11 protein-coding genes and 1 tRNA gene are annotated in these 11,679 nt (G+C 61.8%); 4 read left to right on the plus strand and 8 right to left on the minus strand.

The genetic code is table 11. From position 1 onward, the window contains the following. Window positions 1-837: 837 nt before the first annotated feature. Genes ACOVQ0_RS15535 through ACOVQ0_RS15545 form a run of 3 tightly spaced genes read left to right on the plus strand, consistent with a single transcriptional unit; the run spans window position 838 to window position 4,885 of the window. Window positions 838-2,772: a potassium transporter Kup gene (locus ACOVQ0_RS15535; RefSeq protein ID WP_421886380.1), complete on the plus strand. Its 1,935-nt coding sequence runs from the start codon at window positions 838-840 to the stop codon at window positions 2,770-2,772. 8 nt (window positions 2,773-2,780) lie between these two features. Next, on the plus strand, window positions 2,781-4,214 hold the full coding sequence (locus tag ACOVQ0_RS15540; protein WP_421886383.1) for a sensor histidine kinase: 1,434 nt from the start codon (window positions 2,781-2,783) through the stop codon (window positions 4,212-4,214). Beyond that, complete coding sequence (locus tag ACOVQ0_RS15545; protein ID WP_421886385.1) at window positions 4,211-4,885, plus strand: response regulator transcription factor; 675 nt, start codon at window positions 4,211-4,213, stop codon at window positions 4,883-4,885. The genes ACOVQ0_RS15540 and ACOVQ0_RS15545 overlap by 4 nt, the downstream gene beginning before the upstream one ends. A gap of 24 nt (window positions 4,886-4,909) precedes the next feature. Here the strand turns inward: ACOVQ0_RS15545 and ACOVQ0_RS15550 are convergent. The 4 genes from ACOVQ0_RS15550 to ACOVQ0_RS15565 all read right to left on the minus strand — a co-directional run bounded on the left by ACOVQ0_RS15550 (window position 4,910) and on the right by ACOVQ0_RS15565 (window position 7,290). Next, a tRNA-Lys gene (locus tag ACOVQ0_RS15550) sits at window positions 4,910-4,985 on the minus strand. 41 nt (window positions 4,986-5,026) lie between these two features. Then, a complete protein-coding gene (gene folK, locus ACOVQ0_RS15555) occupies window positions 5,027-5,533 on the minus strand; it encodes a 2-amino-4-hydroxy-6-hydroxymethyldihydropteridine diphosphokinase (protein WP_421886406.1) in 507 nt (168 codons plus the stop codon). Next, window positions 5,530-6,378, minus strand: coding sequence for an N-carbamoylputrescine amidase (gene aguB, locus ACOVQ0_RS15560; protein ID WP_421886388.1), 849 nt, complete (start codon window positions 6,376-6,378; stop codon window positions 5,530-5,532). Before aguB ends, folK begins: the two co-directional genes overlap by 4 nt. A 69-nt stretch (window positions 6,379-6,447) precedes the next feature. Beyond that, a complete protein-coding gene (locus ACOVQ0_RS15565; protein ID WP_421886392.1) occupies window positions 6,448-7,290 on the minus strand; it encodes a class I SAM-dependent methyltransferase in 843 nt (280 codons plus the stop codon). Between the two features lie 88 nt (window positions 7,291-7,378). Between ACOVQ0_RS15565 and msrA the strand changes: the two genes are divergently transcribed. Continuing rightward, window positions 7,379-7,915, plus strand: a complete 537-nt coding sequence (gene msrA, locus ACOVQ0_RS15570; RefSeq protein WP_421886394.1) for a peptide-methionine (S)-S-oxide reductase MsrA — start codon at window positions 7,379-7,381, stop codon at window positions 7,913-7,915. Here the strand turns inward: msrA and dapE are convergent. The 4 genes from dapE to yidC form a co-directional block, all read right to left on the minus strand. Continuing rightward, a complete protein-coding gene (dapE, locus tag ACOVQ0_RS15575; RefSeq protein WP_421886397.1) occupies window positions 7,912-9,042 on the minus strand; it encodes a succinyl-diaminopimelate desuccinylase in 1,131 nt (376 codons plus the stop codon). The genes msrA and dapE overlap by 4 nt on opposite strands. Further along, on the minus strand, window positions 9,042-9,716 hold the full coding sequence (locus ACOVQ0_RS15580; protein ID WP_421886408.1) for a glutathione S-transferase family protein: 675 nt from the start codon (window positions 9,714-9,716) through the stop codon (window positions 9,042-9,044). Before ACOVQ0_RS15580 ends, dapE begins: the two co-directional genes overlap by 1 nt. Window positions 9,717-10,246: 530 nt before the next feature. Next, window positions 10,247-10,900, minus strand: coding sequence for a ribosome biogenesis GTP-binding protein YihA/YsxC (yihA, locus tag ACOVQ0_RS15585; protein ID WP_421886400.1), 654 nt, complete (start codon window positions 10,898-10,900; stop codon window positions 10,247-10,249). Beyond that, window positions 10,897-11,679: membrane protein insertase YidC (gene yidC / locus ACOVQ0_RS15590; protein WP_421886403.1), on the minus strand; the 783-nt coding region annotated here is incomplete at its 5' end. The genes yihA and yidC, both read right to left, overlap by 4 nt.

The following is an 11,679-nucleotide window of genomic DNA, read 5'->3' on the forward strand; positions in this document are numbered from 1 at the left end:
GGCCGGATCAGCAGGTTCGGTAGCAAGCTCACGCGGACTCACCTGGTTTCGGCTGCCACCGTCTTGCTGTGCTCGACAAAGACGGAAAGCGCACTGCAGGCATGGGGGCTGACACTGAGGAAGAAAGTAGGCTTGTCGAAAGCCAGGGTTGCTGTGGCTCGAAAGCTGGCGGTCGTCATGCTTCACATGTGGAAGTCTGGATCCTCCTTTGACCCGGCTCGCACATGACAAGTTCCTCCTGACGGAGGGGCAGGCCTGGACCCCGCATCGTTTTCTGGGGCTCTCACCCCGGCGTAGGTAATTGGGCCAGGCCTGCCGATCACAGCCGCCAGACTATCCATTCCAATCGCGTGTTGGACGAGATCGCCTGAGAGTACGCGGGCCAAGTTGGAACGCTTCATGAACGGTTTTCTGCGGGCCTTTCGGTCCCTACAAGGCTAGATTTTCTGCTTTTGTTCACGGTGCAAAAATGGCGGAAATCCGCCATTTTTTGAAGATTCGAGTCCTAGCAAAAGACTCGAACCTCTAAACCACACCGAAATGCGGGCTTTTGTGCGGGCCTTCGCAAAAACCACATCGTCTATGTTGCTGTTATAACACAGAAAAAATTATTCGATGCGGGTCCTCTTCTGCACCACTACTTCTCAAAGCATGAAAATGCAGGAGTATCGCTTTCCGGGCGATACTCCGAGAGTATCCTCAGAGCCGCGCGCCAGCGCCGTTGCATGACGAGCGCGCTTCGCCGTCCTTATGCAAAACTTACGCACTTTTGCCCGATCTCACATGGCAATCTAATGGCGCTTTCATCGAAGGATGTTCCTAAAGGAGCATCCTGACGTGCAATCTTCCTATCCACCTGTCGCCGTTTCATCGCCGCCCGCCCAGAACAGGCAACCCGCCCTTGCCGCACTGACGCTGGGGGCCATTGGCGTGGTCTATGGCGATATCGGAACCAGTCCGCTTTATGCCTTCCGTGAAGCACTGGCACAGACCGGGAGCGACGGCATTTCGCAGCCGGAAATCCTTGGCGTGCTGTCGCTGGCACTGTGGGCGCTGATCGTGGTTGTGACGCTAAAGTACGTTCTGTTCCTTTCACGAATGGACAACAACGGCGAAGGCGGCGTGCTTTCGCTGATGGCACTGGCGCAGCGGGCGACCGATGGCCGGTGGCCGATCGTGCTGTTGCTGGGCGCAACGGGCGCAGCGATGTTCTATGGCGATGCGATCATCACGCCCGCGCTTTCGGTGCTTTCGGCGGTGGAAGGCCTGCGCACCATACCAGGGCTTGGCGACATGTCCGAACCCGTCATTCTGGGGTTATCGATTGGCATCCTGGCCGCTCTTTTTGCTTTTCAGGCAAAGGGAACTGCCGGGATTGCATCATTGTTTGGCCCGGTATGCCTGATCTGGTTCGGCGCGCTGGCCGCGCTCGGCGTGTGGCACATCATCCTTGCGCCGGAAGCGCTGGCCGCGTTCAACCCTCTTTACGCCGTCACCTTCGTGACCACCAACGGCGTGACCGGTCTGTTCGTGCTCGGTGCGGTGTTCCTCACGGTGACGGGTGCAGAAGCGCTGATTGCCGATATGGGCCACTTTGGCCGCCGCCCTATCCAGCTTGGCTGGCTCACGCTGGTGTGGCCAGCGCTCAGCCTCAATTACCTTGGCCAAGGCGCAATGTCGCTTCAGGCTCTCGCCGCCGCGCAGGCATCGGGCCAGACTCTTGCCAATGCCGACTGGTTCTTCCTCATGGCTCCCGATGCCCTGCGCGCACCGCTGGTGATCCTGGCCACGCTCGCCACCGTGATCGCCAGCCAGGCCGTGATAACCGGCGCCTATTCGCTGACGCATCAGGCGATTGCGCTCGGCCTGCTGCCCCGGCTTACGATCTGCCAGACGTCCGCTCATCAGATCGGCCAGATATACATGCCTGCCGTCAACTGGCTGCTGTTCGCAGGGGTGGTCGCGCTTGTCTTCGGGTTCCGCAGCAGTTCGGCAATGGCAGCTGCCTATGGCATCGCGGTTACCGGAACGATGGTGGTGACGACCTGCCTCGCCTTCGTGATTGCGTGGCGGTACTGGGGCTGGAACCGCGTGTGGGCCGGTGCGGTGATCGCGCCGTTCCTTGCGCTTGACCTGTTCTTCTTCGGCGCAAACATGCTGCGCGTTACCGAAGGTGGGTGGGTGCCGCTGGTTGTCGCCGCGATTATGGGCCTGGTGATCCTGACATGGCTGAAAGGACGGAAGGCCGCTGTCGCCCGCACCGCAGAACAGGGCGCAGCGATGGAAGACATCGCACAGGCGCTTGCTCAGCGTCCCCCGGCCCGGATCGAAGGCACTGCCGTGTTCCTCACGCAGAATCTCGAGATCGCCCCGGCTGCACTTCTGCACAACCTGAAGCACAACAAGGCGCTTCACCGCCTGTCCATCCTGCTCAAGGTCGAAACGGTGACGCGCCCATGGATCGATCCCGCCGAGCGCCTGAGCATGGATCGCATCGACGAGAATTTCGTGCGCGTCCGCCTGCACTACGGCTATCTTGATCATATCGACGTGCCGAGCGATCTTGCCCGCAGCAAAGGCCTGCTGGATCGCACCGGGGGCACATCATTCTTCGTAGGTCGCAGCGCGATCCGCTTTGCAACCAAACCGGTTCTGCCGCGCTGGATGACCGTGGTCTACATGACACTGCATCGCAATGCGGCCGACCCGACAGCATGGTTCGCAATCCCGCCGAACAGGGTGGTCGAACTTGGCAGCCAGATTGAGCTATAGGTCGTTTCGTGAACCGCACCCTCACCGCCAGCCTTGTTGCCCTTGCCGCCGTGGCAGCGGTGACTGCGGTTACCGTGGCGCTTCTGCCGACGCTGGGGCTGGCATCGGCATCGCTGCTGTTCCTGCTACCGGTTCTGCTGGGCGCGGCGCGAGGCGGACTAGGCCCCGGCCTCGTCGCGGCGCTGGCAGGGACGGCAGCCTACAACTTCTTCCTGCTCGAACCGCGATACACCTTCCGCGTGCACCAGATCGACAATCTGGTCAGCATGTTCGTGCTGGGCGCGGTGGCAATCGTGACCAGCCGTCTTGCCACGCGCCTCCTCGAACGCGAGGCAGAGGCAAACGCGCGGGCAAGGACGAGTGCGGAAGCCGCAGCGCTCGCCACCATCCTTTCGGCAGACCCGCCTGATCGCGCGCTTCACGATGGTGTGGCGTTCCTGTCAGATCGCTACGGCGCAGCCCTGCTGCTGGATGAACCAACGCTGGGCACGGATGACGCCGCCCTGTCGCCCGTCGATCGCTCCGCCGCCGCATGGGCACTGCATAATGGCGATGTTACCGGCCACGGCACCGAAACGATGGCCGCTGCCGAATGGACGTTCATCCCTATTCATCCACGCAGCCGCAGCGATCAGATCGTCCTTGCGCTTTCGCGGCCATCCAACGGAACCGTGCAAAGTGCTGAAGCGCTCGACCACGTCGGCCAGCTGTGCCAGTTGCTCGGGCAGTGCCGCGACCGCGCAAGCCTTGCGCAGGAACGCCGCAGCCGCGAACTGGCCGAAGCGAAAGACCGCTTGCGCCAGACACTGCTGGCATCGCTTGCGCACGATTTCCGCACACCACTAACGGTCATCACCGGCAGACTCGAACTGCTCGCCGCGCAACGGCACGATGCGCAGGACGCGCTGCAGGCGGCGCGACGGCTTGACCGGATGATGGCTGACCTGCTGGGCGCTGCGCGGATCGAGGACGGAACGCTGGTGGCCGTGACCGAGAGCATCGATCTGGTCGATGTCGTGGCGGCGGCGCTGGACGGTTCGGTTCCGCCGGCAGGTATTGCCATAGTGCAGGATATCCCTGCCGATCTCCCGTTTATCGAAGGCGATCCTGTGCTGCTTCTGCATGTGTTCGCCAATCTAATCGACAACGCGCTGCGCCATGCGTCTGCCACGATTGCCATCAGGGCACGGGCACAGGGCGATCTCGTGATGATCGCCATCGAGGACGACGGGCCGGGCATACCGCTGGCCGAAAGCGAACGGCTGTTCGAACGCTTTGCACGAATTGAAGGTTCGGATCGAACCGAGGGCAGCGGCCTTGGCCTTGCCATCGTTCGCGGATTTGCCGATGCAATGGGCATGACGGTCACGATCACCAAGGGGCAATTTGCCGGGGCCTGCTTCACAATTGCGGCCCACGCGCGCCCGGTTGCACCAGTATGAGTGCGGTGCTGTGCATTGACGATGAACCGGCAATCCTGCGCCTGCTGGATGTCGTGCTGGGCCGGGATGGGCATTCTGTGATTGCCGCAAAGGACGCCCGTGCTGCGCTGGCCACGTTGGATTTGCAACCGATCGATGCGATCGTGCTGGACCTCGGCCTGCCCGACCGCGACGGCATTGAACTCCTCGCCACCTTGCGGGCGCGCACCCCTGCCCCCATCATCGTTCTGTCGGCCCGAACCGATGTGTCGGAAAAAGTCACCGCACTCGATCTTGGCGCATCGGACTATGTGACCAAACCGTTCGAAGGCGACGAACTGCTCGCCCGCCTGCGCGCAGCGCTCAGAAGTGCCGGGCGAGCGACGCCAAACGCCGAGATCCTGATGCATGGATCGCTCTACATGGACGTTGCACGCCACATACTGAAAGTTGGCGACAGGCCGGTTGCGCTGACCCCGAAGGAGTTCGCCGTTCTGCGCGAACTGATTACCGCAGGCGGGCGCGTGCTGACCCACACCGCAATTCTGGAAAGCATATGGGGTAAAGCCCATCGCAACGACGTGGAATACCTGCGCGTCGTAATTCGCGCGCTGCGGCTCAAGATCGAAGCAGACCCATCTTCACCCGCGCTGATCCGCAATGAACCCGGCATTGGCTACAGACTGGCATAGCGGCAGGTTCGGCAATTTCAGGAATGGTGAGCCCTGCTGGGTTCGAACCAGCGACCTACTGATTAAAAGTCAGTTGCTCTACCGACTGAGCTAAGGGCCCGCTCTGTTGCGCCGTGTTTGGCGCATTGCGTGGCGCGTCACCTAGGGGGCGGGGCGCGAACGGTCAACCCTGTGCTTCGCGCGATGCGCAAGTTGCTTTACGGTGAAGCCGGAAATCGGATCACGCCAGCGAGAGCCGACGCTGGACGCAGGCCCGACAACGAACAGGCGATTGCGAAATTCCGGGTGGGGTACGGTCAGCCGATCATCGTTCCAGCAGCCACCGGACCACAGCACCACGTCCAGATCGAGCGTGCGCGAACGCCAGCGCTGGCCCTGGCGCTTGCGGCCAAAGCGCACCTCGATGGCCTGCAGCGCATCAAGCAGCGCTGGAGGATCCAAGTGTGTTGCGATTGTCACCGCGCCGTTGGCATATTCGCGTTGCGACGGGCCGATGGGGCGGCTGCGAATCAGCGGGCTGATGGCCAGCACGGCAATGCCCGTTCCCGCCAGCGCTTGCACCGCTGCAGCCAGAACCGCGCGCGGCGCACCGTGGCGGGGGTGCCGCTGGTTGGAACCGAGCGCGACGAGATAGCGGTGCAGCTTCAGATATCCTCGGCCAGACGCCCGTAGAGCTGCGGGCGGCGATCACGGAAGAAGCCCATCCCTGCACGATGCGTTGCCGCGCGCTTCAGGTCGATTGCAGCGTGAAGCACGCCGGTTTCACTGGCACCGAATTCGCTGATGAAATCACCCCATTCGTCGCTGATAAAACTGTGGCCATAGAACTTCTGGCCTTCCTCGGTCCCGATCCGGTTGGCGGCGATCACCGGCATACAGTTCGAAACAGCATGGCCCAGCATCGCGCGACGCCACATGCGGCTGGTATCCAGATCGGAGTCATAGGGTTCGGACCCGATGGCCGTAGGATAGAACAGCAGTTCCGCGCCCATCAGCGCCATTGCGCGCGCGCATTCGGGATACCACTGATCCCAGCACACCCCCACGCCAATGCGTGTGCCGAACACATCCCACACCTTGAACCCGGTGTTGCCGGGCCGGAAGTAATACTTCTCTTCATAGCCGGGGCCATCGGGGATGTGGCTCTTGCGGTAGATGCCCATGATCTCGCCATCCGGTCCGATCATGGCGAGCGTGTTGTAATAGTGGTGTCCGTCGCGCTCGAAAAAGCTGGTGGGGATGGCGATGCCGTGCGCTTTTGCCAGCTTGCGCATCTCGCGCACCGAAGGGTCTTGCGCCAGCGGATAGGCCAGCGCGAACAGCGCTTCGTCCTCTACCTTGCAGAAGTAGGGACCGGCGAACAATTCCGGCGGCAGCACAATCTGCGCACCGTCCAGCGCCGCCTGTTCGACCAGCGCAGCGGTGGCGGCGATGTTATCGGCCTCGCTCCCGTTCAGGGCGAGTTGCAGGGCGGCGACGGTAATCTCTGTCATGGCAGGTGACCTAAGCCCCCTGCCCCGGCAATTCAACCGCCGCCGTCAATGGTCATATCAATCCCGCGATCAGGGGCGCTTGCGGAACAGCAGAGTCATGCGGTCGCTTTCGCCGATGGCGGTAAGGCGGGCCTTCTCTTCGTCGCTGACTTTGACCTGAAACGTGGGTGGCAGGGTCCACACACCTTCGGGCCAGTTGGCCGGATCTTTCGGGTTGGCATTCGCTTCGCTCTTGCCCACAAACGTGAAGCCGTGGATTTCCATGAACTTGATGATGTCCGCTTCGCGCAGATAACCCTTGGAACCATCGGTGAAGGCATAGGGAGCATCGGCCTTGGCACGGTGCTGTTCGATCCCGATCATGCCATCGGGCTTGAGCAGTTCGCGCATTTTCTTGATTTCAGCGTCGGCAACGTTCGCGCGTAACAGGTTGTGCATCATCCGCATCACGAGAATGCGGTCGAACGTGCCCTTCTCGCCATCGGGAATTGCGCCGAGGTGGAAGGCGGTGAACTTGTTGGCGGGTTGCTTTGCCCATTCGGCCACTTCGCCGGGGAACTTGTCCACGGCGGCCTGTGTGGCAGCCTGACGCTGGGCATTGGCACTGCTGGCATCAGCGAAGAGGCCGACGAGTTTGCCCTTGGGCGCAAGGTAGATGCCAAGCAGGCGCGAATACCAGCCGCCGCCCGGCGCATATTCGCCCACCTTCATTGCCGGGCCGACATCGAAGAACGCCAGCGTCTGATCAGGCTTGCGATACTTGTCGCGCGCGCTGTCGTCCTTGCGCAGTGGATCGGCAACGGCGGCGGCCAGTGCAGGATCGATCTTTGCCGCTGCGTGATCGGCGTGTTGCGCGAAAGCGGGAACGGCAAGGCTGCTTCCAGCAACGAGGGCAAGCAGGGCGAGGCTCATTCTGCGCATCGGATAATTCTCCAAAAGGGGGCGATGACAAGCGGGGTGTGCCTGCCTATCTCGTCGTCTTACAAGGAGAATAAGGCGCATGAGCGAACAAGCAACGGCCATTCTGGCAGGCGGATGTTTCTGGTGCACCGAAGCGGTGTTCCGCGACGTGATCGGCGTGAGCGAAGTCGAGAGCGGCTATATCGGCGGCAGTGTCGAGAACCCGACCTACAAGCAGGTGTGCAGCGGCACGACGGGCCATGCCGAGGCTATTCGCGTGACATTTGATCCGGCTGTCATCGGGCTCGACCAAATACTCGACATCTTCCTGGCCACGCATGACCCTACGCAACTGAACCGTCAGGGCAACGATGTGGGCACGCAGTATCGCTCGGCCATGTTCCCGGCGGATGATGATCAGAAGGCTGCGATGGACGCGGCGATCGCACGCGCACAGCCAGACTGGCCGCAACCCATCGTCACCACGATCGAGCCGATGTCCACGTGGTATCCGGCGGAGGATTACCATCAGGAATACTGGGACGGCGAAGGGCAGCGCAACCCCTACTGCCTCGCCGTGATCCCGCCCAAGCTGATGAAACTGCGCAAGAGTTTTGCGAACAAGGTGAAAGGCTAGCCCGCCAGCGCGGCCAATGTGATCCGGCGGTAGATGCGTTGGAGGACGCGGAGGTCTTCCAACGCCACCGCTTCGTCCTTCTTGTGCATCGTGGCGTTGCACAGGCCGAATTCCACGACCGGGCAGACCGCGCGCAGAAACCGCGCGTCAGATGTGCCGCCGCTGGTGGAGAGTTCCGGGTCCAGACCGGTTTCTGCCTTCACTGCATCGGCGATCAGCGTGGAATAATCGCCCGGTAGCGTGATGAAGCTCTCACCCGAAATGACGGGACGGACTTCGCCCTTGTGGCGGCGAGCGATGGCTTCGACCTGTTCGATCAGGCTGGCCCCGGTGTGCCGGTCGTTAAAGCGGATGGAAATGCGCGCGCGTGCCTCTGCCGGGATAACGTTGGTGGCGGGGTTGCCGACGTCGAGATCGGTGATCTCAAGGTTCGATGGCTGGAACCATTCGGTGCCTTCGTCCAGCACCAGCGCATCCAGATCGCCTAGCAGCGCCACGAGGCGCGGGATCGGATTGTCGGCAAGATGCGGATAGGCGACATGGCCCTGCGCACCCTTGCACGTGATCCACATGTTCACCGAGCCGCGCCTACCGATCTTCACCATATCGCCCAAGCGATTGACCGAGGTGGGTTCGCCCACAAGGCACAGGTCCGGTTCGGCCTTCATCTCGCGGATCAGTTCGATCAGCGGCACAGTGCCGTAGCGGGCAGGGCCTTCCTCGTCTCCGGTAATGATGAAGCTGATCGTGCCTGCATCCGCGGGGATTTCCGCCACAGCCGCGACCATTGATGCGATCGAACCTTTCATGTCGACCGCGCCACGGCCGTAGAGCAGTTCGCCCCGCCGTTCCGCCTTGAACGGGCCTGAGGTCCAACCCTCGCCCGGCGGCACGACATCGAGGTGCCCGGCAAAGGCAAAGTGGCGTGAACCTTCCGGCCCTTTGCGGATGGCGAACATGTTCTCGACCGGGCCATCGGGCGCTTCGCCCGCGATGAAGCGGTGGATCTCGAAACCCAAGGGCGTGAGCATGGCCTCGAAGCAATCAAACACCGCGCCGGTGGCGGGCGTGATGCTTTCGCAATCGATCAGGCGTTCAGCAAGAATGACGGGATCAAGCGCGGGCATCAGCGGGCAGGCTCCTCAAACTGTTCGATCGTCCAGTCTTCGTTTTCGGCAGCATCGATCCAGGTCTGCATCCAGTCATGCGTCCAGACCGCTTCCATATAAGTCATCGCAAAGCCCGGTACCGGCACACCGTAGGTCATGAAGCGGGATACGACCGGGGCGTAGATGATGTCGGCGGCGCAGAAAGTCCCGAACAGGAAGGGACCGCCCTTGCCAAAGCGGGCGCGCGCTTCTGCCCATAGCGTCAGGATGCGGACGATATCGGCGCGGACTTCGGGCGTGATTTCAACGCCTTCCACGCGCTTGCGGATGTTCATCGGCAGCGTGCTGCGCAACGGCAGATAGCCGGAGTGCATTTCTGCAACCATCGAGCGGGCCATTGCACGGGCGGTTTCGTCCTTGGGCCAGAAACGATCGCGCCCCACCTTGTCCGCAAGGTAATCGATGATGGCCAGGCTGTCCCAGACCACCGGGGCATCGGGGCCTTCGCCGTCCCACAGGATCGGCACTTTGCCCGACGACGGCGCAAGATCGTCGGCGCGGCGAAGATGATCCCATTCCTCACCATAGAGAGGGACGGTGATTTCCTCGAACATGAGGCCTGATTGCTTGGCCGCCAGCCAGCCGCGCAAGGACCAGCTTGAGTAGTTCTTGTTGCCGATGATCAGCTTCATCGCATTCGCCCCGTTTCGCTTTTTGGGCGCGTAGCCGTTCAGGTTTGCTGTGTCGAGCATGAACAGGTTTACACAGTTTACACGGTCCTGAGGAGAAAGTGTCCGGTCGCTTTCGGGGAGTTCGAGAAGGCGCTTTTGGTCAAGCGCGGGCGCGAGATTGCCGTCACGTGCGAGGATGTTGCGGGCGGTGTGGCGGGTGAGGTCGATAGGGTCGCTGTGGGGCATGGCACGCGGGAGCGTGGGTCAGCGCGCTGCTTGTAGGACAGCGGGATTTGCGCCGGAATGGCGGCATGTTGGAGATTTAGGCGAGTGGGGGAACATACCCTCCCCAACCCCTCCCGCCAGCGGGAGGGGGGAGTTGTCCCACTCACTCTCGCTCAAACATCCTCGTCATGCTGAACTTGTTTCAGCATCCATTTCGCCAATCAGCCCACCGCTCTGGACCGAAAAATGGACCCTGAAACAAGTTCAGGGTGACGAATTGGAAATTGGAACTCGGTGGCCGATGAGCCGTCGCTAACGCAAGGCGATCAGATCAGCGAGTCCTGCAAAACCGCTGCGCGCAGTTCTTCTATGCCCATCTTCTTTTCGGAAGAGGTGACGATGATCTCTGGATAGGCGGCGGTGCGTTTGCGGGCGGCGGCGATGGTGGCAGCCGTGACCGCTTCCAGTTCGCTGGCCTTGATCTTGTCCGCCTTGGTCAGGACGACGCGATAGCCGACGCCCGCTTCATCGAGCATCTGCATCATGTCTTCATCGACCGGCTTCACGCCGTGGCGGCTGTCGATCAGCAGCAGCGTGCGCTTGAGCACGACACGACCGCGCAGGAAATCGCGCACCAGACGGCGCCAGTTTTCGACCACCTTGGGCGGGGCCTTGGCGAAGCCATAGCCGGGCATATCCACCAGGCGCAGGCGGGTGGGTTCGCCCACTTCGAAGTAGTTCAATTCCTGCGTGCGGCCCGGCGTGACCGAGGTGCGCGCGATGGACTTGCGACCGGTCAGCGCGTTGAGCAGCGACGATTTGCCGACGTTCGACCGGCCTGCGAAAGCGATTTCCGGCACATCGGGATCGGGCAGGAATTTCAGCGCCGGGGCCGACTTGATGAACTCCACGCGGCCCGCAAAAAGCAGGCGCGCCTGTTCGATCAGTTCGGCGCGGGCGGCCTGTTCTTCTGGTGTCACGGGGCCTTCGGCTTCCGCGTGGAAGCCGCCTTCTGATCACGCGCAACAACACGATCGACGTCGAGCTGGTCCTTGTCGGCCTGCGCCTTCAGTTGCGGGTGCTTGCTGTAGAGATACTTCTGCTGCGCGATGGTCAGCACGTTCGAGGTGATCCAGTAGATCAGCAGGCCAGCCGCGAACGGTGCCATCACGAACATCATGATCCACGGCATGAATGCGAAGATCTGCTGCTGCGCCGGGTCCATCGCCGCCGGTTGCAGCTTGAACTGCGCCCACATCGTGATGCCGAGCAGGATCGCCAGCACGCCGATGGCAAGGAAGCCGGGGGGATCGAACGGCAGCAGGCCGAACAGGTTCAGGATGTGCGCCGGATCGGGCGCGGACAGATCCTTGATCCACAGCGCGAAGGGCTGATGACGCATTTCGATGGTCAGCGTCAGCACCTTATACAGCGCGAAGAACACGGGAATCTGCAGGAAGATGGGCAGACAGCCTGCGAGAGGATTGACCTTCTCGCGCTTGTACAGCTCCATGATTTCCTGCTGCTGCTTCTGCTTGTCGTCCTTGTAGCGTTCCTGCAGCGCCTTCATCTTGGGCTGAAGCGCGCGCATGGCCGCCATCGAAGCGAACTGGCGCTGGGCAATCGGGAACATCACGCCGCGCACGATCAGCGTGAGCAGGATGATCGCCACGCCGAAATTCTTGACCAGCTTGAACAGCGAATCGAGCAGCCAGAAGATCGGCTTTTCGAACCAGCGGAACCAGCCCCAGTCGATCGA

Source organism: Novosphingobium sp., from assembly GCF_049240505.1.
Lineage (GTDB): Bacteria > Pseudomonadota > Alphaproteobacteria > Sphingomonadales > Sphingomonadaceae > Novosphingobium.

Excerpts from the sequence above, each read along its gene's own strand:
- ACOVQ0_RS15545 (WP_421886385.1), top strand. The coding sequence starts at position 4,211 with ATGAGTGCGGTGCTGTGCATTGACGATGAACCGGCAATCCTGCGCCTG.
- aguB (WP_421886388.1), bottom strand. The coding sequence starts at position 6,378 with ATGACAGAGATTACCGTCGCCGCCCTGCAACTCGCCCTGAACGGGAGC.
- ACOVQ0_RS15565 (WP_421886392.1), bottom strand. The coding sequence starts at position 7,290 with ATGAGCCTCGCCCTGCTTGCCCTCGTTGCTGGAAGCAGCCTTGCCGTT.
- msrA (WP_421886394.1), top strand. The coding sequence starts at position 7,379 with ATGAGCGAACAAGCAACGGCCATTCTGGCAGGCGGATGTTTCTGGTGC.
- dapE (WP_421886397.1), bottom strand. The coding sequence starts at position 9,042 with ATGCCCGCGCTTGATCCCGTCATTCTTGCTGAACGCCTGATCGATTGC.
- ACOVQ0_RS15580 (WP_421886408.1), bottom strand. The coding sequence starts at position 9,716 with ATGAAGCTGATCATCGGCAACAAGAACTACTCAAGCTGGTCCTTGCGC.